Origin of the sequence: Krasilnikovia sp. M28-CT-15, from assembly GCF_047159595.1 — a bacterium.
Taxonomy (GTDB): Bacteria; Actinomycetota; Actinomycetes; order Mycobacteriales; family Micromonosporaceae; genus Actinoplanes.
Genome location: NZ_BAAGAK010000001.1, coordinates 6,999,385 through 7,021,595 on the forward strand (window position 1 = coordinate 6,999,385; position 22,211 = coordinate 7,021,595).

Sequence of the window (22,211 nt, forward strand, 5' to 3'; positions counted from 1 at the left end):
TCGTGGAGGTCGTCATGTCAGCTCGCCGGGCGCGTCCAGTGCGGGTCACGGCCACTGAGTGCCAACGCCTTGTCGAAGACCGGGACGCCGTCGGCGACGGACAACGGCGCCGCATAGATTCCCATCTGCCGACCTTGTTCGCCCATGTCGACGACAAACCGGTGAGCGAGTTCAGCGACGTCGTCGTCGCACTGGTAGTCCTGGCCGGCGGCACGGGCAAGATCCCACCCATGGATCACCAGATCGCTGGTGAGCATGCTCGCGATCATCGGGGCCGGCATCTCCATGTCGCCCATGTTCACGGTCCCGTCCCAGGCCGACGTATCCGCCCAGGCCGCTACCGCGGCGCGGCCCTGCTCATCGAAAACGTTCGGCCCACCCTTGCGACATCAGATCCTGGCCCCACAACTCACCCGGCACGGCCTCTCGCCGGCCGGCCAGGCTGAGCGCAGAAACGACCTGTAACAGGTGATTTGTCAGCGTTCGCACGTCCCAGTCCTGACACGGGGTCGGCCCACCGAACTGTTCCGCCTTGACGCCCCGCACCACAGCCGCCGCCTCGGCGACCGACGTTCGTGGCCCACTACTGGATCGTCACCTGGGACCTGCGCGGCCAGGACCCCTACCGGCAGCAGGTCCTGCCCTACCCGGCCGTGAACATGACCTTCAAACCCGGACGCTGCCGAATCGCCGGAGTGCCCCGCCGCCACCGCCTCCACGAAGCTGCCGCCCGGGCCGCCCGCGGCAGCCGCCTCGACCTCGTCGCGCTCGCCGCCGAACTCGGCTACAGCGACCAGGCCCACCTCACCCGAGACTTCACCAGCATCGTCGGCCAGCCGCCCGCCCAATACGTCCAAGCGCAGTAGCCCGAGCCGACACCAGCTCGCCCGGCCCCACAGCCACGGGAGGCGCAGGCCCGCCCGGGCACGAAGTCCTCCCGGCACCTCCAGCTGACTCGCCTCGCTGAAGAAGACGTCATTCCGGTGAGAAGAGATCGCCGACAAATCAGTGAGACGACCCTACTCAAGACCATGTCAACGCGATCACCGCCGCCATCGGCGGCGAGAACCTACACGGACGGTGTGTAGGTCCTCCGGGGCAACACCAACACCAAGGTCATCAAGAAGGCGTCAGACTTCCGCGTGCCGGTGGCGACCGATCGTCCGACGGGTCGGCGCCCGCGGTCGTTGTCGATCAAGAATGCCTCAAGTCCGGCACGCCCCACCCGATCGATCAGCCCATGAGCTGGCTCCCCCGGAACTTCGTCGTCGTCACGACCGCCACCATCGGTGCGCTCCTCGCGCCGACCGCCGCGGCCGCGGCCACCGTCACCCACACGACCACCGTGTCCGGCACCTTCTCGCGCGTCGTGCTGGACGGCGGCCTGGCCACCCCCACCGCGGCGTACGCCACCCGAACGGTGACGCAGCCCGTGGTCACGATCGACGACACCATGTTGCCGCTGCCGGACAGCGCCGCCGCCGGGCTGAGCCCCGAGACCGAGGTCGTGGTGAAGGTGACCGCGCCGACCAGTGTGGACACACCCGCCGAGGTCGCCGCCGCGGTCGACAACGGCGCGGCGCAGATCATCGACGCCGACCCCGCCCCGGTCGCCGCCGCGCTGCCGCCCACCAAGGCCGGCGCGCACACGCTGACGGTACTGCCGGTGTACTGGACCGCGCCCGACAGCCAGACCCCCACGACCCTGCGCGCGTCGGCCGACAAGCTGGCCGCGTACTGGAACGAGCAGACCGCCGGCGGCATCACCATCCCGACGATCGACGTACGGAACTGGGTCGGTATCCCGAACCCGGGCTCGTGCAACTACACGGCGATCGCCAACGCGGCGCACGCCGCGCACGGCGTACCGGCCGCGGACAGCCGCAACCACTATGTCGTCTACTTCCCGAGCTACTCCTCGTGCGGCTGGACCGGCCTGGGCCACCTGCCGGGCGGCGAAATCTGGATCAACGGGTACGGCCCAGCCGACGCCTGGGAACACGAGTTCGGGCACAACCTCGGCCTCGGCCACGCCAACTCCGCCGACTGCACCTCGGGCACCGCGACGGTCGCGCTGAGCACCTCCTGCACGACCCGGAGCTACGAGGACTACGACGTGATGGGCTACGCCCGCAGCGGTGACGGCTACAGCCTGAACACGGCGCTGTCCGACGTGCTCGGCACGCTGGACAACGCGGTGGTGGCCAGCGTCGGGAGCACGGTGACGCTGCCGGCGGTCACGTCGATCACCGCGGCGCGGGCCGTGAAGGTGCCCCTGTCCGGCTCCACGCTCTACGTGGAATACCGGCCGAAGACCGGCCGCAACGCCAACGAGCCCACCGGCTGGGCCGGCGTCCAGGTACGTCAGCTGCTCAGCGGCAGCAACGAGTCTCGCATCCTCAACATGAACCCGACGGTGGCCAACAGCCGCGCGCTGCCGGTCGGCTCCGGCTGGACCGTGACTGGCACGACGCTCACCCTCACTCTGGAGCAGATCGACGCCTCCGGCGCACGGGTACGGGTCGGCAACATTTACAACGACACCACCCCGCCGCCCGCGCCGGCCCTGCCGGTGGTCAGCAAGGCCACCGCGGTCGCCGGTGAGTACGTGTCGGGTCCGGTGACCTTCTCCTGGCCCGCGGTCACCGACCCGGAGTCGGGAATCCGCGAGTACCGCGTGGTGGTCAACGGACAGCAGACGGTCCTGCCGGGCACCCAGACCACGCTGGGGGTGTCCGCGTTCAGCGGTCCGCTCACCGTCGGAGTGACCGCGGTCAACAAGGCCGGCCTGGTCGGCGCCGCCAGCCCGACCCGCACGGTGCGGGGCGACAACGCGCCGCCGTCCGCACCCGTCCTCCAGGCACCGACGAGCGGCCAGACGGTGGGCGCCACCACGACGGTGCGCTGGGCCGCGGCGACCGACGCGGACTCCGGCGTCGCCGGCTACGAGATTCTTCTCGACGCGGCCAAGGTGAGCACCGTGGCGGCGCCCGCCACCGCTGCGGAGGTGACCCTTCCGGCGCTCGCGAACGGCCTGCACAAACTCACCGTGTCCGCAGTGGACCGGGTGGGCAACCGCAGCACCCGCGCGGAGACCACCGTCAACCTGTCCCGGGTCACCGTCAGCCCACCGATCGGGCTGAAGGCCGTGGGTGACCCGAACGGCTCGGTCATCTCCTGGACGGCCTCGGTCACCAGCCAGGTAACCGGCTACGACATCATCGTCGACGGGGTGGTCACGGCGACCGTGCCGGCGACGTCGACGAGCTGGCGGTTGGCCAACGGCCTGGCCGACGGCGCACACGTGGTGGGCGTCCGGGCCCGCGATGCGGTGGGCAACGTGTCCACCACGCCGACCGTCAAGGCCGTCCTGGACACCACGGGACCGAGCCAGCCGAAGGTGGCGGCGCCACTGACGGGCGCGGTGGTCACCGGCAACAAGGCACTTGTCTCCTGGTCCGTCGCCACCGACCTCCAATCGGGGATCGCCGCGTACGTGGTCGAGGTCGATCACGTGCAGGCCGCCCTCGTCGGCGGCACCGTGCACAGCGCGACGGTCGTGGTGCCGGACGGCAGCCACCACATCGGAGTCATCGCGGTCAACGGCAACGGTCTTCGCTCGACGGTCGCCGATGCCCTGGGTGTCACCGTCACGGCCACCGCGACGGCGCCGGCCCCCGCGAAGATCACCTCGCCGGTGTCCGGCAAGGCCACCAACGCCGACACCGTGTCCGTGACCTGGGCGGCGGCGGTGGACGGCGGCGGCCTCGCCCGTTACGAGGTCCTCCTGGACGGTCAGCTGGCCGTCACGGTCAACGGCACCACGACCAGCGCGACCGTGCCGCTCAGCCTGGGCGCGCACACGCTCGCCGTCCGGGCGGTGGACCCCACCGGGCTGGTCAGCACATCACCCACGGCGAAGATCACGGCCGAAATCGTGGCGCCCACGGTCACCGCGCCGACCGTCCAGCTACGCATCGGTTCGGCGGCCGGCGGGGTGCCGGTCACCCTGGCCGCCTCGGCGGCGGACCCCAGCGGCATCTGCGCGATCACCGCCACCGCGAACGGCACGCTGGTCGGGACGGCCAAGGCCGCCAAGCTGAGTGTGTCCACCGTGCTGCCCGCCGGTGCCACCCCCGCCAGCGTCGTGGTCACCGCCACGGACTGCGCGGGCAACGTCACCACCAGGACCGACCCGGTGTCGTTGACCTCGATCGCGGAGACGGCCGGACAGTTCAGCGGCGCGTGGACCTCGCTCACCGGGACCAGCTACGTCGGCGGCGCGGCGGTCTCCGCGTCGACGGCCGGTGCGGCCGTGTCCGCGACCTTCACGGGGACACAGGTCGCCTGGATCGGGTCGAAGACTCCGACCTCCGGCGCAGCCACCATCTACCTGGATGGCAAGGTGGTCACCACGGTGGACACCCGAGCGACGACGACCGCGAACGGTCAGGTGCTGTGGACCCGCGCCACCACCCCCGGCACGCATACGCTCAAGATCGTCGTGGTCGGCACCGCCGGCCGGCCAAGGGTCCTGGTGGACGGCTTCGCCGTGGCCCCCTGACCTTCCTCCGCGCCGACAATCGGGCCGCCACGGCCAACCGTGGCGGCCCGATTGGTGCGTGCGAGGTGTCAGTCGAGCAGGTGGCCGAATTCGCCGTCGCGGCGGTGCATCTGTCACACCAGCTCGATCGCGGACGCCACTCCGGGAGCCAGCGTGCGCAGTTCCTCCAGCACCGCACTGGTCTGGTCGTCGGGCACCTGGTCAAGCGCCTCGGACAGCGGGCCGAGCGCGGCCTGGTCGCCGTACACCTCCAGCGCGGCCGCCGCGGCGAGCGCCCGCTCCCGGGCGGAGCGTCTGGTGGACGTCGCCGTAGCCAGTAGCGGGCAGTACTTCGCCAGGTCTTGCTCCCGTAGCCGGCCCGACCATTGAATGGCCCTGTCCAGCGGCAGTTGGTCGGCGAGCCAGACAACGACGCCAAAGAGCTGGGGATCGCCAGGGAAGCGTTCCCAGAGCGCCTCGAGGACGGCATCGGCGAGCGCAGGCTTCACCTCCCGGGTGCGGTACAGCACGTGCCGGACGGCATCGTTCGGGATTAGCCTGGCCAGCTCGGTCAGATCGGAACCCGCGCCCTCCAGCACCTTGACGATCATGTCGAGCGACAGCACCAGACGTCCGGCTCGCAACTCCGGCCGAAGAACCTCGGCCGCGTCTGCCGGCCGGCCAGTGGCCACAAGGCTGAGGACCTCGTACGCCGCCATATGGCGGCGACCTGCATCCACGCCCAGATCGTTGGCGGCGGTTTCGGGCATCCCCCGGATGAGTTCCAGCACCCGCTCATGGTCGCCCTCGACGGCCCGTACGAAAATCTCTGCCTCGTCTGTCGTGACCTGTTGGCGCGCAACCGTGCGCAGTTCCGCAAGGGCCGCGTTCGCCTCCGGGAGGCGGTCCGTCTCCGCACAGCAGCGGATCAGGACCCTGAGCAGGCCAACCCGGACGAAGGCATTGGGGTTGGCGGCGAGGCCGGACTTGCAGGCGTCGATCGCCCCGTTCGGGTTGCCCGCGCTGCGCTCTGATCGGGCGAGGTTGTAGAAGGCCTCCGGCCCCTCGGCCTGGGCCAGCGCGGCGAGACGGCGGTTACGCCCGACCTTGTCCTTCGTCGCCACGGCGGCGTCCAGGTATCCCGAGTGCATGAGGACGATCGTGTCGATGGGTCGGGGCTGCGGGGTGTCGCCGGTGATCCGGTGGGTGACCTGTTCGTGCAGTCGGCCGCTATAGCGGTATTCGCCGGCCCGGAACAGGCGCGGGGACACTACCGTGATGGTCCCATCCGCCGTGTGGCTGACTTGCCGGACGAGGAGCGCGTCAACCGTCGGTTCGGTCGTGACGAGCTGGTGTCGTAGCGTGGTGACGTCGCCGCTGACAACTTCATCGGCGTCGACGACGAAGGCCCACTGGCCGTGGCAGTGGGCGAGGGATCGGTTGCGGGCGTCGCCGAAGTGATCGTCCCAGAAGCCGTCTATGACACGGGCGCCGTGTTCGCGGGCGATCTCCCTGGTGCGGTCGGTGGAGCCGGTGTCGTAGACCACGGTCTCGTCGACCACCTCGCTCAACGCGCCAAGGCAGTCGGCGATGACCGCTTCCTCGTCCTTGACGATGAGGCTCGCCGACAGCAGGGGCGCGTCGGGCGGCGGCGAGGTCAGCAGCGCGCACCGCCGGCCGCCGATATGGGCGATCAGCGCACTCTCGACCAGTACCAGTCGCCCCTGCTCACGCAGCTTGTCATAGGGCATGTCCAGGGTAGGTCCGCCAGCGCGCTCCAGGGCTTCGCGTCGGACGGCGACGCAGACCGGGCCGAGTCGGTCGACATCGGTCAGGCCGCGGTTGTCCTGGCGCCACTGCCGGGCATACGCCTTGAACGCGGTGACGCCGGCCTTGGCCTCGGGGGGGAGATCGACCTGCTGTGGGCCGAAGGTGCGGTGGCAGCGGGGGCCTGCGGCGACAACGGTGGGCTCGTCGAAGGCCGCGGCGACTGCGTCCAGCCAGTGTGGCGTGAGGATGGTGTCGCAGTCGAGCAACAGGACCACGGGGTGGGTAGTGGCGCCCAGCCCGGCTGACCAGCGAGCACCCTGCTCCGGTGGCGTCTGGTCAAGGACCGTCAGCCAGGACTGGGCGCGGGCTTGGGCGGCCAGGTCGGGGCGTTGCGGTGGGAGCACGCAGACGACCTCGTCGCGCAACCCGAGGGTGGGGCGCAAGCCGGCAAGGAGGTTCTTGAACTCGTCGGTGGTGCCGCTGGCGGTGAGGACCACTGAGACAGGCACGCGAATCACCTCTGGTGATCGACCATTCGGGCGGTGGCCCAAGGAGTACGGCCGATCGTCGGCGGATCAATCCTGTCACACCATCTCGATCGCGGACGCCATTCCGGGAGCAAGCGCGCCCATATCCCCCGAGACCGCTGGGTCTGATCGTCGGTCCTTGTCAGCGGATGCCGTTTTGCCTCAGTGTTCGTCCGGCTCGGCGGCGGGGCGGAGGCTGTCGGCCAGAGCCTTCACCGCCTCTTCATCCGGTGACGCCGCCTCCCGGTTGGCGGCCTGCAGCTCCCGGTAGACCTCCTCGCGATGCACCTGCACGTCCCGCGGAGCCTGGATGCCGATCCGGATGACGTCGCCACGGGCCTCGAGCACGGTCACGACGATGTCATCACCAATGATCACACTCTCGCCGGCCCTCCTGGTCAGCACCAGCATCAGCTGCCCTTTCGCCATCCATGGACAAGGACAATCTAGCCGCACCCGCGCCACATGGCTGCTGGTGGCGCGGGTCCGGCCGCGCGGCCGGACCCGGTGCTGTCAGAAGTTGCGGCGCATGACCGCCCGGACCGGCATCTTGCTTCCCTGCAGGATGACCTGCATGGCCCGGCGGCTGTCCCGGTCCACGAGGATCGGGGCCATCAGGTTGGCTGTGGTCTCCTCTGTGCCAGCGGTGATGACGACCATGACCAGCAGCCGGTCCGGGTCCGTGTTGTTCAGGGCCGCGAGAGTGTCGTTCTCGATCTCCGGGGCGTAGTCCGGGAAGAACGGCTCGGGCGGCGCCACCAGGAACCGCAGGCTCGGGTCCTGAACGGAGGTGAACGCGTAGAGCAAGCCATCGTCGTTCAGCCGGACCAGGACGAACTGTCGATGCGCCGGGAAGCCGGCCATGGGCGAGGCCATCTCGATGATCGGCAGTTCGATGTCGGTCATGATGTCCCCCATAGAAGGTCGGGACGCGGTGCGAGTAGTCATGGTCACCTCAGGAAGTCGATGAGCGAGGGCTGGACCGCCTTGACCCCGCTGGCCAAGGCGGCCTGATACGACGTCTGCTGGAGCTGCGTCTCCATGATGGTCTGGGCAGATCGATGTCCCCGATGTCGGACCGTTGGGGCGCCACGGACACCAAGCGGTACCCGGCAGCGTCCTCGTCTGCGCGGTTCGATTCTATCGGCATCCGATCTCCGGAGCTGGCAGTTTCCGCTAGTCACCGGCTTTGTTGAGATCGCCGGGTAGGCCGACCGGAAACGACGACGGCCCCCGGGAATCCCGGGGGCCGTCCGAACGCACGGCTCAGCGCAGGTAGTCGAGCAATGACGGCTGAATGACCTTGGCAGTCGCGGCCAGGGCCGACTGGTAGGCGGTCGACTGCAGCTGCATGTCCATGATCGTCTTCGGGAGGTCGATGTCCTCGATGTCCGAGATCTGGCCCTTCAACGACACCAGCCTGTCCTTCGCGGTGTCGTTCGCCTGCGATACGCGGTTGTATCGCGCACCCACGTCCGACAGCGTCGTCTTGATGAGGTTGCTGGAGACGTCCAGCTGGTCCATGTTGGCGCCCAGGGCTGTCGTGTTGTTGCTGCGCAGGTTCGCAGCCATGTTCGTCAGCACCGCGAAGACCTGGTTGGGTCCGGTGCCGAACACGTTCGGACCGGTTTCGGCGACCGGCACCTGGGCGTTGCCGCCCACCGTGCGCAGCACCTGGTTGCCGTCGCCCAGGTACACACCGGCGCTGTCGTAGGCGGCAGGCCCTGTCGTGGTACCACCGAACACCGGCCGCCCCAGGTAGGTGGTGTTCGCCAGGCCGATCAGCGAGTCCCGGATATTCTCCACCTCGATGGCCAGCGCCTCGCGCGACTCCGAACTGTTGATGCCGCTCTGGCTCATGATGCCGAGCTCCCGGGCCCGGTTCAGCCGGGACAGCGACGATGTAAGGGTGTCGTCGATGGTGCCGAGCCAGCCCAGGCCGTCGTCGGCGTTGCGGGAGTACTGCTCGTTGACCCGGGCCTCCCCGCGCAGCTGCATCGAGGACAGCGTGCCGGTCGGCGAGTCGGACGGCCGGCTGATCTGCTTGCCGCTGGACAGCTGCTCCTGGATCCGGCCGCTGCGGGCGACGTTGCGCTGCAGGTTTGCCATCACCCGGCTGGTGATGCTGCCCTCGGTGACCCTCATCTGAGGCATGTCGTCCTACCTACCTTCCGACCAGGCCGGTGCGGTTGATCAGCTGGTCAAGCATTTCGTCGATCGTGGTCATCACCCGGGAGGCCGCCTCATACCCACGCTGGTACGTCAGCAGGTTCGTCATCTCCTCGTCGAGGTTGACGCCCGCCTCCGCCTCCCGGGCCGAGTCGATCTGCAGGGTGATGTTGCCCTGAATATCGGCACGGCGGCCGGACGTCTGAGACGCGACGCCCAGGTCGGCGATCATGTTCTGATACACCTTGTCCGGGCCTCCGGGCTGCGCGCCGGTGCGCGACAGCAGGTCAGCCACCGAACCGTCGAAGGTGCCGGCGGTCGGCGCCGCACCGACCTGGTCCGGCCTTCTCATGTCGAGGGCGATCGCGATCGTGGACGCGCTGTTGCCGGAGAAGAACGGCCGGCCGTTGACCCCGTCCAGGCCATACGCCGGGGTGTGCGCGGCGTTCACCGTGGTGACGAGTGTGTTGGCCACGTTGTCGAGCTGGCTGGAGATCCCGGGGATGACGCCGGTGATCGCGTCGAGCATCGCACCCAGCTTGCCGCCCGCGGTGGTCGTCGTTCCCGTGTCCGTCCAGCGCAGCTGCACGCCAGGGGGCGTGGTCGACCCGGCGTTGGCGGCGACCTGGTCGTCGAGCCGCTGCGCGCCGGTCACCTCGATGCCGCGCGGGATGTACTCGCTGACCAGAGCGGAGCCGTCGATCAGGACGTCCACCGCGCCGTTGGGCCGCTTCTGGGCGGTCGCGCCGACCATCTCGGAGAGGTGCATGATGTGCAGGTCACGCTGGTCTTCGAGCTCGTTGACGGTCGCGCCGGATGCCTTGGCCAGCACGATCTTCTTGTTCAGTTCCGCGATCGCCCCCGCGGTCTGATTCACCTCGGCGCAGAAGGCGTCCGCCTGACCACGCAGGTCCTGCCATTGCGAGGACAGCGAGTTGTGGGCGTTGCGCAGACCGTCTACCACTGTCGCACTCTTCTGCAGCAGCGCGGAGCGGGCCGCCGGGTCGTCCGGCGTGTTCGCCACGTCGGCCCAGGCGCCCCACATGTCGTGGAACTGTGCCTGCAGGGCGGTGTCGCTCGGCTCGGCGAAGCTGTCCTCGATCGTGTTGTAGATCGACGCCTGCTGGGTCAGGTAGGAGCCGACAGCGTGCTCGCTACGGCCCCGCGTCTCCAGGAACTCGCTGCGCATCCGCTGCACGTCGGTCACCTCGACGCCGTCGCCGAGTCCGTCGGACCGGGCGTACATGGCGGCCGCGCTCCCGCCGACCACCGCCTGCATCTGCACGCGCTGCCGGGAGTATCCCTCGGTGTTCGTGTTCGAGATGTTCTGGCCCGAAACCTCCAGCCCGCGCCGGTTGGCGTACAGGCCGCTCAGGGCGGTGTTCAGGGCACCGAAATAGTTCGACATCAGATCGCCTCATCTACCAGGCTGGGACGGCGTGTACCGCCGACGACGGTTTGGCCCTGCCGGCCGTAGGTCTCCACGTTGCCGGAAATCGCGTGCATGGTGTCGCGCACCGCGCGCTGGCCCGCGGTGAGCAGCTCACGGTTGGCGCTCGCCATGTCGTTGATCTCGGCGGTCAGCGTCAGGAACGCCTTGCGGTGCTGGTGCAGCAGATCCGACCAGGGCTCGGGGGCCGCGTCGGCCAGCTCGCCGAGCGACGCCTCCGGCGCCAGGCCCAGGTCGAGGGCGACGGCCTGCGAATAGGCGGCCCGAGCGACCTCGGTCTGCCGAATCTGGTCCAGCACCACCTCCACCTCTCGGGTGGCATGCGGCAACCAGCGCGTCCGGCCCGCGGCGAGGATCAGCTGCTCCTCCTCAAGCTTGAAGAGCAACAATTCCAACAGCTCACGTGAACGCCACAGCACGCTGGAAAGGTCGGTCAGGCTCACCCGCGGGCTCCTCACTTTGTGCTAGGGCGGGACAGCCACGCCGGCCGTTCCCTGCTCACTCGCAATGGTCGGCATGTTCCGGGCGCGACTGAGGGTTCCCCCGCCGATCGGGCGGTCAGACGATTTCCAGCCCGGTCACAGGTACGCCAAAAGGCGGTTCGCATATAAGAGGTATCGGCACCCGCAAGAGGCCCACACGGCGGCCGTCCGCCGGGGTTGCGAACGTCAAGGGCAGCTCAACCCAGGCCGAAGGGCAGCTCAGGAAAAGTTCGAGAAATTCTCGGCACTGTCCTCATCACGGCCGGGGACCGACCGAATAATGAGGGCGTAAGTCAAACGGCTCACGGATGAGTCGACCAAGACCCCGCTCAAGGAGGAATTTTTCATGGGTCTGCGCATCAACCAGAACATTGCGGCTCAGAACGCCTACCGGAACCTGTCCGTCACGGACAACCAGATGGGCAAGTCGCTGGAGAAGCTGTCGTCGGGTTTCCGGATCAACCGGGCGGCTGACGACGCCGCTGGCCTCGCCATCAGCGAGGGCCTGCGGAGCCAGGTCGGCGGCCTCAAGGTCGGCGCCCGCAACGCCCAGGACGGCATCAGCGTCGTGCAGACCGCTGAGGGTGCCCTCACCGAGGTGCACAGCATGCTGCAGCGCATGAACGACCTGTCCGTGCAGTACAACAGCGGCGTGCAGAACACGGACTCGCAGGCCGCCCTCCAGGGCGAGTTCGACGCCCTGCAGTCCGAGATCACCCGTATCGCGACCAACACGAAGTTCAACGGCGTCACCCTGTTCAACGACGCCGACCTGACCTTCCAGGTCGGCTTCGACAAGAACGACGCGATCACGGTTGACGGGGCTGCCTCCCTGAAGTCGATCGACACCAGCGCTGCCGTCATCACCGACAGCAGCACGGTGCAGACCGAGATCACCAACATCTCGACCCAGCGGGCCTCGCTCGGTGCGCTGCAGAACCGGTTCGAGCACACCGTGAACTCGGTCAACGTCGCGATCGAGAACCTGTCGGCATCGGAGAGCCGCATCCGCGACACCGACATGGCCCAGGAGATGATGAGCTTCACCCGCTCGCAGATCCTGTCCCAGGCCGGCACCGCCATGCTTGCGCAGGCGAACCAGTCGCAGCAGGGCGTGCTCTCCCTGCTCCGCTGATCTGGGTTCATCACAACCGGATAGTGACGGCCTTACCGAGCTGAAAAGCTCAGCCAACTGAATAGACAACCGAACAGACGGGCGGTCGGCGATGACGCCGACCGCCCGTTCCTTCCCGCGGACGCGGGCGCCAGTGAAGGGGGAACGCCGAAATGGCCATGACCATTGACGGTCTCGGCTCGGGATTGAACACGACCGACATCATCAACCAGTTGATGCAGGCCGAGGCGGCCCCGCAGACTCAGCTCAAGAACAAGGTCTCCACCCAGAACAAGGCGGTCAGCGCCTACCAGTACGTGAACACCAAGATGGCCGCCCTGGCGACCGCTGCCAAGGCACTCGGCAGCGCCGACGCCTGGGGCGCGATGAAGGCCACCAGCAGCTCCGACGCCGCCGTCGTGACGGCGCAGCCCGGCGCGTCCGCCGGGTCGCTGAGCTTCCGGGTCGAATCCGTGGCGACCACCCACACCATGACCTTCTCCGCCGCGTCGGTCAGCTCCGTCAGCGACGCCACCGGATCGCCGGTGCTGACCGGCACCACGCTCGACATCACGCTCGCCGACGGCACCAGCAAGACGCTGACGCCGACGAACGGATCGCTCGCATCGGTGGTGGCCGCCATCAACGGTGAGGCCAACGCCGCCTACAAGGCGTCCGCCGTGCAGATCGGCTCCGGCAAGTACACCCTGCAGCTCACCGCCAAGACGAGCGGGGCCACTGCCGCGTTCGACGCCAGCAAGCTGCCCACCGGCCTCACCCTGGGCGCCGCGACGACCACCGTGCAGGGCGCCGACGCCCAGATCCGGATCGGCGAGGACACCGCGAGCTCGTCGTCGTACACGATCAGCTCGGCGACCAACACCTTCGCCGACGTGCTGCCCGGCCTGACCATCACGGCCACCCGGAAGCAGGCCGCCGCCGACGCGCCGGTCACGGTCACCGTCGGCGCCGACGCCGACGCCGTCGCGGCCAAGGTGCAGTCCCTGGTCGACGGCTTGAACGCGGCACTGACCGAGATCTCCATGCAGACCCGGGCCAAGAACGGCAGCACGGCGGCCGGTGCGCTGGCCGGCGACTCCACCCTGCGTTCTCTGCGGCAGGACCTGCTGAGCAGCGTCTCCAGGGGCGCGACCGGCGTCGACCCGCTCAACCCCACCATCACCAGCAGCCTCGCGGACATCGGCGTGGCGTTGACCCGCGACGGCACCGTCACGTTCGACAAGAGCAAGTTCGTCGCCGCGCTGGCGAAGGACCCGGCGAAGACCCAGCGGTACTTCGAGTCGTACACCGAGACCGACTCCAAGACCGCTGCCAACCCGACCGGCAAGGGCACCGAGGGCAAGTTCCAGCCCGACTTCGACGTCGCCCAAGGGCTCGCCCGCAAGCTGGAGACGATCTCGCTGCTGGCGACGGAGGGCGTGGTCCGCCCTGGCGACCCGGCGTCCAAGGTCAAGCAGGGCACCCTGCAGGGCCTGATCCAGAGCCGCAACGACACCATCCGCGACCTCAACGACCAGGTCAGCGACTGGGACGACCGGCTGGCGCTGCGTCGGAAGACCCTGGAAACCCAGTTCACCGGCCTGGAGACCGCCCTCAGCAAGATGCACCAGCAGCAAAGCTGGCTGTCCGGCCAGCTCGCCAGCCTCGGTTAATAGCCCCGACCGCCAGCCTCGGTTGATGAAAAGAGCCCACTGTGACCTCTGCGACACCCGCAATGCGCGAGCGCTACCTCGCCGACTCCATCGCCACCGCGTCCCCGGCCAAGCTGCTGGTGATGCTCTTTGACCGCCTCGTGCTGGACCTGACCCGCGGCGAGCAGGCCCTGCTCGACGGCGACCGCGAGGAGGCCCGGGTCAACCTGCTGCACGCCCAGGACATCGTCCTGGAACTGCAGAGCTCGCTGAAGCCCGACGCATGGGACGGCGCCGCCGATCTGGCCGCGATCTACGCCTTCGTGATGAAAGAGCTGGTCAACGCCAACGTGAAGAGCGACGCGGTCAAGACGCGGCAGTGCCGCGAGCTGATGGAGCCGCTGCGCGACACATGGCGCGAGGCGGCGCTGGCCACCGCATCCACCGGGAGCTGAGTACCATGACCGCCAACTGGCGCAGCGCGTGGGTCGGCGCCCTGGACGAGCTTGAGGCGAACGTCGAGGTCATCGAACAGATGATCAGGGACGAGCACCGCCGCCAGGATCTGCCCGAGGCCACGCCGTGGGAACCCCCGCCGGGTATCGGCCCGATCCCGCTCGACCTGCGCCCGCGCGCGGAGGGCATCCTGGCCCGCCAGCTGGAGACCGCGAAGGCGGCCGCGCTGGCGATCACCGCGAACCGGCGGCAGACCGCCTTCGCGGCCAGGATCGAGGTCGGTACGGCCGGCAAGGCCATCCCGTCGTACGTCGACTGCGCCATGTGACCCACCCCATAAATCATCGATCCCCGGTAGCCCCGCAAACGCGGGGCTACCGGGGTTTTTTGCATGCAACTCCACGGCAACCGTTTCCCCCTCAGCGGATTCCCGCGTACGCCGAAGCGGAGTACGAGCACGGATAGCTCAGTAACACGCCACGGACCGGCGGCAACCAGGTACGTCAAGGAAGGGAGTTGTTGCCGTGTTCGACGACGTGTCGTCATCCGCGCTGCGCGTGGCCGTTTCCGGCCTCGCCGCCCGACAGCGGGCCATCGCGGACAACATCGCGAATATCGAGACCCCGGGCTACCACGCCCGCAAGGTCAAGTTCGAGGAGGCGCTGAGCGGCGCCGTCTCCGCCGGCCGGTCACCCTCGTCGGTGGCGCCGAGCGTTCAGCAGTCGCTGGAGCCCACCCGCCTCAACGGCAGCAACGTCAACCTCGACGAGGAGACGCTGTCGCACCTCGACACGACGATGCGCTACCAGCTCACCCTGCGCGCCGTGGACAGCAAGTACAGCCTGCTCCGCGAAGCGATCAAGGGGGCCTGATCATGAGCATCTTCAACGCGATCGGCGTGGCCGGCTCGGGCGTCACCGTGTACCGCAAGTGGCTCGACGCGATCTCCGACAACATCGCGAACATGGACACCGTCAAGCGGACGTCCGAGGACGCCTTCCAGGCCCGCTACGTCATCGCCCAGGAGGCGCAGGACGGCAACGGCGCCGAGGTCGGCGGCATCGCGCTGGGCAGCGCCGAGGGTCAACTCGCGTACGAGCCGGACAACCCGCTGGCCGACACCGAGGGCTACGTCCGCCGTCCGGACATCGACCTCGGCAGCCAGATGGCCCAGATGATCATGGCGCAGCGCGCGTACCAGGCGAACCTCGCCGTGGTGGACCGCGCCCGCGACTCGTACACCGCCGCCATCAACCTCGGGAAGTGACGACGATGACCTCTCCCATCGACGCGATCGGCGCGGTTTCCGGCATCGGCGGTGTCTCCGGGATCGACGGCGTCGGCGCCGCCTCCGGCACTCCCGCGGCGACCGGCCCCAACTCCGACTTCGCCGGAATGCTGGCCAAGGGTCTGCAGAGCGTGCAGGCCTCCCAGAACAAGGCGGACGACCTCGCGATCCAGGTCGCCAACGGCACGCTGAGCGACCCCGCCCAGTACACGATGGCCGCCAATGAGGCGTCCCTGGCAATGCAACTGACCGTGGCTATCCGGAACAAGGCCGTCGAGGCCTTCCAGGAAATCATGAGGATGCAGGCCTGACATGATCGATCGCCTTCCCGCGCCCGTACGTCGTCTGATCGACGGATTCAAGGCGTTCACCCCTGGCCAGAAGTCCGTCACGCTCGTCGCGGTTCTCGCGCTGGCGATCGGCGGCTACTTCTTCGCCACGTGGGCCGCCAAGCCGACCTACGCGCCGCTGTTCAGCAACCTGTCGACCAAGGACGCCAGCGCGATCGTCGAGACGCTGCAGAAGTCCGGCACGCCGTACGAGCTGGCCAACGGCGGCCAGACCGTCATGGTTCCCAAGGACCAGGTGTACGCCGTGCGGCTGCAGCTGGCCGGCGAGAGCCTGCCCGGCGAGTCCGACACCGGGTACGCGCTGCTGGACAAGCAGGGCATCACCACGAGCGACTTCATGCAGCACGTGGGATACCAGCGGGCGCTGGAAGGCGAGCTCGCCAACACCATCAAGAGCATCGACGGCGTACAGGGTGCCACCGTGCACCTGGTGATCCCGCAGAAGGACGTCTTCGCCGACGACCAGAAGCAGCCGACCGCGTCCGTGCTCGTGACGGACAAGCCGAACGACCAGCTGAACAGCCAGCAGGTCCAGGCGGTCGTGCACCTCGTCGCGTCCAGCGTCGAGGGGCTGCAGCCGGAGCAGGTCACCGTGGCCGACGCCGACGGACGGATCCTGTCCACCGGCAACGGCGCGGCCGTCGGCACCGGCACGGGCGGGGACGGCTCCGACGACCAGACGGTCGCGTTCCAGAACCGGCTCAACAGCTCGCTGCAGACCATGCTCGACGCCGTCGTCGGTCCCGGCGGGGCCCGGGTGACCACGAACGCGCAGCTCGACTTCGACTCGACCCAGACGACCAAGGAGTCGTACCAGGCCGACCCGTCGCTGCCGGCGCTCGCGGAGAGCATCAGCCGGGAGGCGTACAACGGCGCCGGCTCCAAGACCGGTGGGGTGCTCGGCCCGGACAACATCCAGGTGCCCAACGGCGCGGCCGGCAACGGCAACGGCCAGTACGAGAACACCGCGACCACCCGCAACAACGCGCTGAACAAGACCACCGAGGTCCGCAAGGGCGCGCCCGGCGTGATCAAGCGGCTCAGCGTCGCGGTCCTCCTGAACAGCAAGACCGCCGGCCTGGTCAACCAGTCCGACGTGCAGGATCTGGTCAAGGCGGCTGCCGGCATCGACCTCACCCGGGGTGACACGGTCGCGGTCGGCGCGATGCCGTTCGACACCAGCGCCGCGGACCAGCAGAAGCAGGACGCGCTCGCTCAGGCCGCCGCAAGCAAGGCCGAGGAGCAGCTGAAGTTGCTCAAGACCGGCGGACTCGTCCTCGTCGTCCTCCTCCTGCTGCTTGCAGTGTGGTGGCGCGGTCGGCGGCTCAAGAAGCGCAAGGCGCTGAGCGCGGCGGAGCTCGCCCACCTGGAGGCCATGCAGGCCGCCCTGGAGCAGCAGCGGCTGGCCGAGCTGAACGCCGCCATCCCGCAGCCCGCCATCGAGCCCGCCCGCGACGAGGAGCTCGACGAACGGCAGCGCCAGATCGAGAAGATGGTCGAAGAGCAGCCCGAGGAAATCGCCGCCCTGCTCCGGGGCTGGCTGGGCGCCGGCCGCTGACCACCAACCAGTACTGAGGGGGACTTGAGTTGACTACAGCGGCGCTGACCACGACGTCGATGTCCGGCCTGCGCAAGGCCGCCATCCTGCTGGTGCGGATGGGCACGAAGCACTCCAGCAAGGTGCTGTCCACCTTGCAGGAGAACGAGGTGGAGGAGCTCTCCGCCGAGATCGCCCGGCTGGGCAAGCTGGAGACCGACGTCGTCACGGATGTGATCGACGAGTTCTACGCGATGGCCACCACCAAGAGCGCCGGCGTCGGTGGCCTCGCGTACGCCCGGGACCTGCTGGAGGCGTCGCTCGGCCCCGAGCGGGCGGCGCTGATCCTGGACCGGCTCGAGGCGTCCATGACGGACATGCCGTTCAACTTCCTCAGCCACGCCGACCCGCGCCAGCTGCTCTCGTACGTCCAGTACGAGCACCCGCAGACCATCGCGCTGGTCCTGGCCCACGTGCCGGCGGCCCTGGGCTCGTCGATCCTGTCCGGCCTCGCGCCGGAGGTGCAGTCCGACGTCGCCCACCGCATCGCGGTGATGGACCGCACCTCGCCGGACGTGATCCGGCAGGTGGAGCAGGCCCTGCAGCGCAAGCTCTCCACCGTGCTGCAGCCCGACCAGCTCTCCACGGTCGGCGGCGTGCAGCCGCTGGTCGACATCATCAACCGGGCCGACCGCACCACCGAGCGCCTCATCCTCGAGGCGCTGGAGGAGCGCAACCCGGAGATCGCCGAGGAGATCCGGCGCCGGATGTTCATGTTCGAGGACATCACCATGCTCGACGACCGCGCGGTGCAGCTGGTGCTGCGCCAGGTCGAGCCCAACGACCTGGCCACCGCGCTCAAGGGCGTGGCGGACACGGTGCGCAACAAGGTCACCGGCAACCTCTCCGAGCGCGGCCGGGAGAACCTGCTCGAGGAGATGGACCTGCTCGGTCCGGTCAAGCTGCGGATGGTCGAGGAATCGCAGCAGAAGATCGTATCGGTGATCCGCTCGCTCGAGGACTCCGGCCAGATCGAGATCCAGCGTGGTGGGGAAGCCGATGAACTTGTCGACTGACGTGGTGCTGCGCGGCACCGACGCCGAATCCGCGGCGGTCGTCCGGTTCGCCGTCGACCTGCGCCGGCGGGCGCCGGTGGACACCCCGCCGGTGCAGCGGGCCAAGGAAGAGGCCCGGGCGGCCGGCTATGCGGAGGGGTGGGCCGAGGGCAAGCGTGAGGCCGCCATCGAGGCCGAGACCATCCTGGAGCAGTCCCGGGTCCTCGCGAAGGCGCATGCCGAGTGGCGCGAGGCGGTGCTGGACCAGGCCGTGATCGCGATGGGTGAAGCCGCCGACCGGCTGGACGCGCGGCAGGCGGTGGCGCTCGACGAGATCCGGGAAGAGATCATCGCGCAGGCGTTCACACTGGCCGAGGCGATCATCGGCCGCAGTCTGGCCGACCCGGAAGGGCGCGCGGTCGACGCGCTGCGCCGCGCCATGGCTGCCGCACCCGACCGCGGCGCGGTCGCGGTCCGCCTGCACCCGGACGATTATCGCAATCTGGTCGGGGAAGCAACCGACGCCGACTACAACTACGAGGGACGGCCGGTGCGCCTGCGCCCCGACCCGGGGCTGAACCCGGGTGACGCGGTCGCCGAGGTCGGCGCCACCACGGTGGACGCCTCGATCGCCGCCGCCGTGCAGCGAGCCCGGGAGGCACTACTGCTGTGACGGACGTGTTCCGCAACCGGCTCAGCGCCGCAATGGTCGCCGCCCGGCCCCAGGCCAGGGGCAAGGTGACCGGCGCGGTCGGATTGCGGGTCACGGTCAGCGGGCTGGAGGCACGGGTCGGCGAACTGCTGGAGATCGGCGAGGGCGACGACACCGTACTCGCCGAGGTCGCCGCGCTCGACGGTGAGCGGCTGTCCTGCCTGCCGCTGGGTTCCATCACCGGCCTGGGCACCGGCAGCCCGGTGGTCGCCACCGGCGGCCCGCTGCGTGTCCGCGTCGGGCCCGACCTGCGCGGGCGCATCCTGGACGGCCTCGGCCGCCCGATGGACGGCGGCCCGCCACTGACCGGCGAGCCGGTCAGCATCGAGGCCCGGCCGCCGTCCGCGCTGGAACGCCAGCTGGTCGACGCGCCGATGCCGCTGGGCATCCGGGTGCTCGACACGCTCGTGCCGTGCGGCAAGGGCCAGCGCATGGGCATCTTCGCCGGCTCCGGGGTCGGCAAGTCGACGCTCATGTCGATGATCACCCGGGGCACCGCGGCGGAGCTGAACGTCGTCGCCCTGGTCGGCGAGCGCGGCCGGGAGGTACGCGAGTTCATCGAGCACGACCTGGGCCCCGAGGGCCTGGCTCGCTCCGTGGTGGTCATCGCCACCTCGGACCAGCCGCCGCTGGTCCGGCTGCGCGCCGGGTCGGTGGCCACCCGGATCGCGGAGTACTACCGTGACGAGGGTTCCGACGTGTTGCTGATGATGGACAGTGTGACCCGCGCGGCGATGGCGCAGCGCGAGGTGGGGCTGTCGGTCGGGGAGCCACCGGCCACCCGCGGCTATCCGCCGAGTGTTTTCGCCATGCTCGCCTCGTTGCTGGAACGCGCCGGACCGGGCGCCCGCGGCAGCATCACGGGGCTGTACACCGTGCTGGTGGAGGGCGACGACCACAACGAGCCGATCGCCGACGCGGCCCGCTCGATCCTCGACGGCCACATCGTGCTCGACCGCAAGCTGGCCACCGCGGGTCACTTCCCCAGCATCCAGGCGCTGGATTCGATCTCCCGGGTCGCCAACAAGATCACCACACCGGATCAGCGGGCGGACGCCACCGAGCTGCGCCGGATGATGGCGGCCCACCGGGACATCCGGGAGCTGGTCGAGATCGGCGCGTACGTGCCGGGGACCAACCCCGACGCGGACCGCGCCGCCGCGCTCTGGCCGGAGATCACCGCATTCCTGCGGCAGGGCCTGGACGAGCAGGTCACCGCGGAACAGGCGTGGCAGGCGCTGCACCAGCTGGTCAACCCCGCCTGACCGCCTGTTCCGCACCCGCACCCGCAGACACACCCGCGGACGCACAGGGTGCAGCTCGGGTGCAGGCGCTCAGTGGCCCCGGGGCCGGGCCGAAGGTGGAGCCGGAGGACGTCCGCCCGCCCCAGGAGGCCCCGTGAACCGGTTGTTTCGGCTTGCGCCCGTGCTGCGTGCACGCAAGGCGCAGGAGGACGCGGCCCGCGGGGCGGTGCTGCAGTCCCGCGCCGAGATCCGCGACGCGCAGGCGCTCGTCAAACGCAGGCAGCTCGAGCTCACCGGCTCCGACGCGCCCAGCGAGGGCACGGCCCGCGCCATGGTCGCGTCGCTCGTGGCCCGGCAGTCGCTGGCGGCCAGCCTCTTCGACGCGCACCGGATGGTCACCGAGGCCGAAGAGGCCACCGAGGTGAAGGTGCAGGAGCTGGCCGACGCCGCCAAGCGCCGCCGCGCCGTCGAGATGCTGGCCGAACGGCACGCCGAGGCCGTACGCCACCACGACCTCGCGGTCGACCAGCAGAACCTCGACGAGCTGGCGGTCACCGCCAAGGCCCGCAACGCCGCGCGCGGAGTCGACGGGATCCGTGAGGAGCGCGCCAACCCGCTGCGCCACGGCCGGGGCACCGCCGCCGACCGGGAGGCCATCGCCCGCGCCGCCGCCAACTCGGTGGCCGCGCAGCGCCCCGCGTTCGACCTGGCCGACCCGGCCCAGGTGCTCGCCGCCCGACAGGCCGGAATGTTCGGGCCTCAGCGCGACGCCGAACCGGCCGACATCCAGGACGACAGCACCGAGCACGACGAGAACCGGAGCGGCGCGTGATGATGGGTGTCAGCGGGGTCATGAACCGGATCGCGGAGCTGAACGGCCAGCTCGGCCTCACCCCGGTCACGACCACCACCGCGTCGAGCAGCGCGTCGCGCAGCACTGCGACCGGCGGCACGGCCTTCGCCTCGGCGCTGGCCGACGCCACCGGTACGGGCGCCGGCACGGCCGGAGTGACCGGCGACGCCGTGGTCGCGGCCGCCAAGAAGTACCTGGGCACCCCGTACGTGTTCGGCAGCACCGACCCCGCGAAGGGGCTGGACTGCTCCGCGCTGGTGCAGCGGGCGTTCCGCGACCTGGGAGTCGAGCTGCCCCGCAACTCGTGGCAGCAGGCCAAGGCCGGCACGAAGGTGGACAACCTCGCCGCCGCGAAGCCCGGTGACATCCTCGCGTTCGACTCCCCCGTCGACCACGTCGCCATCTACCTCGGCGACAACAAGATGATCGCGGCGCCCAAGCCCGGCGACCACGTCAAGATCCAGTCGGTCTACGAGACACCGACCCACATCCGGCGGGTGCTGGGCACCGAGGCGGTGCAGGCCGGCGTGAGCGCCGCCGCCCCGGCGGCCCGCCCGGCCGCCCTGCAGCAGTCCGGTGGGCTCGCCGGAGTGCCGTACGCGGACCTGTTCATGCAGGCCGGCGCCAAGTACCACGTCTCGCCGAAGCTGCTGGCCGCGGTCGCCAAGGTCGAGTCCGGCTACAACCCGAAGGCGGTCAGCCCGGCCGGGGCGCAGGGGCTCATGCAGCTCATGCCGTCCACCGCGCGCGGGCTCGGGGTGGACAACTCGTTCGACCCGGCGCAGGCCATCGACGGCGGCGCCAAGCTGCTGGCCCACAACCTCAAGGAATTCAAGTCGCTGCCGCTGGCCCTCGCGGCCTACAACGCGGGCGGCGGCGCGGTGCACAAGTACGGGGGAATCCCGCCGTTCGCGGAGACCCAGGCGTACGTACCGAAGGTCCAGAAGGCGCTCGCCGCGCTGGGCGGCTGACCACCCACCAGGCACGGCCGAACACCGAGACATCGAGG

At 69.5% G+C, this 22,211-nt stretch carries 20 protein-coding genes and 3 pseudogenes; 15 read left to right on the forward strand and 8 right to left on the reverse strand.

Annotated features, from left to right (window positions below):
- Positions 1-17: 17 nt before the first annotated feature.
- Both ACMCNO_RS32095 and ACMCNO_RS32100 read right to left on the reverse strand, forming a co-directional pair.
- A pseudogene (locus ACMCNO_RS32095) lies at positions 18-350 on the reverse strand (TIGR03086 family metal-binding protein); the annotation flags it as partial.
- A 7-nt stretch (positions 351-357) separates the two neighbouring features.
- Positions 358-558, reverse strand: a pseudogene (locus tag ACMCNO_RS32100) (maleylpyruvate isomerase N-terminal domain-containing protein); the annotation flags it as partial.
- A gap of 2 nt (positions 559-560) precedes the next feature.
- Between ACMCNO_RS32100 and ACMCNO_RS32105 the strand changes: the two are divergent.
- Together ACMCNO_RS32105 and ACMCNO_RS32110 are read left to right on the forward strand one after the other, a co-directional pair.
- A pseudogene (locus tag ACMCNO_RS32105) lies at positions 561-866 on the forward strand (helix-turn-helix domain-containing protein); the annotation flags it as partial.
- Positions 867-1,240: 374 nt separating this feature from the next.
- Positions 1,241-4,564: an Ig-like domain-containing protein gene (locus ACMCNO_RS32110; protein ID WP_412753163.1), complete on the forward strand. Its 3,324-nt coding sequence runs from the start codon at positions 1,241-1,243 to the stop codon at positions 4,562-4,564.
- 113 nt (positions 4,565-4,677) lie between these two features.
- Here ACMCNO_RS32110 and ACMCNO_RS32115 read toward each other — a convergent pair whose 3' ends face one another.
- The 6 genes from ACMCNO_RS32115 to ACMCNO_RS32140 all read right to left on the reverse strand — a co-directional run bounded on the left by ACMCNO_RS32115 (position 4,678) and on the right by ACMCNO_RS32140 (position 10,902).
- On the reverse strand, positions 4,678-6,822 hold the full coding sequence (locus tag ACMCNO_RS32115) for a glycosyltransferase (RefSeq protein WP_412753164.1): 2,145 nt from the start codon (positions 6,820-6,822) through the stop codon (positions 4,678-4,680).
- A gap of 180 nt (positions 6,823-7,002) precedes the next feature.
- Positions 7,003-7,251: a carbon storage regulator CsrA gene (csrA, locus tag ACMCNO_RS32120; protein ID WP_412753165.1), complete on the reverse strand. Its 249-nt coding sequence runs from the start codon at positions 7,249-7,251 to the stop codon at positions 7,003-7,005.
- 102 nt (positions 7,252-7,353) lie between these two features.
- A complete protein-coding gene (gene fliW, locus ACMCNO_RS32125; RefSeq protein WP_412753166.1) occupies positions 7,354-7,746 on the reverse strand; it encodes a flagellar assembly protein FliW in 393 nt (130 codons plus the stop codon).
- A gap of 360 nt (positions 7,747-8,106) precedes the next feature.
- Positions 8,107-8,994 (reverse strand): flagellar hook-associated protein FlgL, encoded by an 888-nt coding sequence (flgL, locus tag ACMCNO_RS32130; protein WP_412753167.1) that lies wholly within the window; start codon positions 8,992-8,994, stop codon positions 8,107-8,109.
- A gap of 10 nt (positions 8,995-9,004) precedes the next feature.
- A complete protein-coding gene (gene flgK / locus ACMCNO_RS32135; RefSeq protein WP_412753168.1) occupies positions 9,005-10,417 on the reverse strand; it encodes a flagellar hook-associated protein FlgK in 1,413 nt (470 codons plus the stop codon).
- On the reverse strand, positions 10,417-10,902 hold the full coding sequence (locus ACMCNO_RS32140) for a flagellar protein FlgN (protein WP_412753169.1): 486 nt from the start codon (positions 10,900-10,902) through the stop codon (positions 10,417-10,419). The genes flgK and ACMCNO_RS32140 overlap by 1 nt, the downstream gene beginning before the upstream one ends.
- Before the next feature lie 385 nt (positions 10,903-11,287).
- Here ACMCNO_RS32140 and ACMCNO_RS32145 point away from each other — a divergent pair, with 385 nt between their 5' ends.
- The 13 genes from ACMCNO_RS32145 to ACMCNO_RS32205 all read left to right on the forward strand — a co-directional run bounded on the left by ACMCNO_RS32145 (position 11,288) and on the right by ACMCNO_RS32205 (position 22,173).
- The gene (locus ACMCNO_RS32145) at positions 11,288-12,076 is read left to right on the forward strand and encodes a flagellin (protein WP_412753170.1); all 789 of its coding nucleotides are present in this window, start codon (positions 11,288-11,290) and stop codon (positions 12,074-12,076) included.
- Between the two features lie 152 nt (positions 12,077-12,228).
- On the forward strand, positions 12,229-13,728 hold the full coding sequence (gene fliD / locus ACMCNO_RS32150) for a flagellar filament capping protein FliD (protein ID WP_412753171.1): 1,500 nt from the start codon (positions 12,229-12,231) through the stop codon (positions 13,726-13,728).
- A gap of 62 nt (positions 13,729-13,790) precedes the next feature.
- A complete protein-coding gene (gene fliS / locus ACMCNO_RS32155; protein WP_412753172.1) occupies positions 13,791-14,162 on the forward strand; it encodes a flagellar export chaperone FliS in 372 nt (123 codons plus the stop codon).
- 5 nt (positions 14,163-14,167) lie between these two features.
- Positions 14,168-14,491 (forward strand): hypothetical protein, encoded by a 324-nt coding sequence (locus ACMCNO_RS32160; protein ID WP_412753173.1) that lies wholly within the window; start codon positions 14,168-14,170, stop codon positions 14,489-14,491.
- A gap of 196 nt (positions 14,492-14,687) precedes the next feature.
- Positions 14,688-15,035, forward strand: a complete 348-nt coding sequence (locus ACMCNO_RS32165; RefSeq protein ID WP_412753174.1) for a flagellar basal body rod protein FlgB — start codon at positions 14,688-14,690, stop codon at positions 15,033-15,035.
- A gap of 2 nt (positions 15,036-15,037) precedes the next feature.
- Entirely contained in the window at positions 15,038-15,430 is a 393-nt protein-coding gene (locus ACMCNO_RS32170; RefSeq protein WP_412753175.1) for a flagellar basal body rod protein FlgC, read from the forward strand.
- Between the two features lie 5 nt (positions 15,431-15,435).
- Entirely contained in the window at positions 15,436-15,762 is a 327-nt protein-coding gene (fliE, locus tag ACMCNO_RS32175; RefSeq protein ID WP_412753880.1) for a flagellar hook-basal body complex protein FliE, read from the forward strand.
- 1 nt (position 15,763) lies between these two features.
- Positions 15,764-17,359 (forward strand): flagellar basal-body MS-ring/collar protein FliF, encoded by a 1,596-nt coding sequence (fliF, locus tag ACMCNO_RS32180; RefSeq protein ID WP_412753176.1) that lies wholly within the window; start codon positions 15,764-15,766, stop codon positions 17,357-17,359.
- A gap of 29 nt (positions 17,360-17,388) precedes the next feature.
- Positions 17,389-18,414: a flagellar motor switch protein FliG gene (gene fliG / locus ACMCNO_RS32185; RefSeq protein WP_412753177.1), complete on the forward strand. Its 1,026-nt coding sequence runs from the start codon at positions 17,389-17,391 to the stop codon at positions 18,412-18,414.
- Positions 18,398-19,066, forward strand: a complete 669-nt coding sequence (locus tag ACMCNO_RS32190; protein WP_412753178.1) for a FliH/SctL family protein — start codon at positions 18,398-18,400, stop codon at positions 19,064-19,066. Before fliG ends, ACMCNO_RS32190 begins: the two co-directional genes overlap by 17 nt.
- Positions 19,063-20,370, forward strand: a complete 1,308-nt coding sequence (locus ACMCNO_RS32195; RefSeq protein WP_412753179.1) for a FliI/YscN family ATPase — start codon at positions 19,063-19,065, stop codon at positions 20,368-20,370. Before ACMCNO_RS32190 ends, ACMCNO_RS32195 begins: the two co-directional genes overlap by 4 nt.
- 133 nt (positions 20,371-20,503) lie before the next feature.
- On the forward strand, positions 20,504-21,181 hold the full coding sequence (locus ACMCNO_RS32200) for a flagellar export protein FliJ (RefSeq protein WP_412753180.1): 678 nt from the start codon (positions 20,504-20,506) through the stop codon (positions 21,179-21,181).
- On the forward strand, positions 21,181-22,173 hold the full coding sequence (locus tag ACMCNO_RS32205) for a transglycosylase SLT domain-containing protein (protein ID WP_412753881.1): 993 nt from the start codon (positions 21,181-21,183) through the stop codon (positions 22,171-22,173). Before ACMCNO_RS32200 ends, ACMCNO_RS32205 begins: the two co-directional genes overlap by 1 nt.
- Positions 22,174-22,211: the final 38 nt, after the last annotated feature.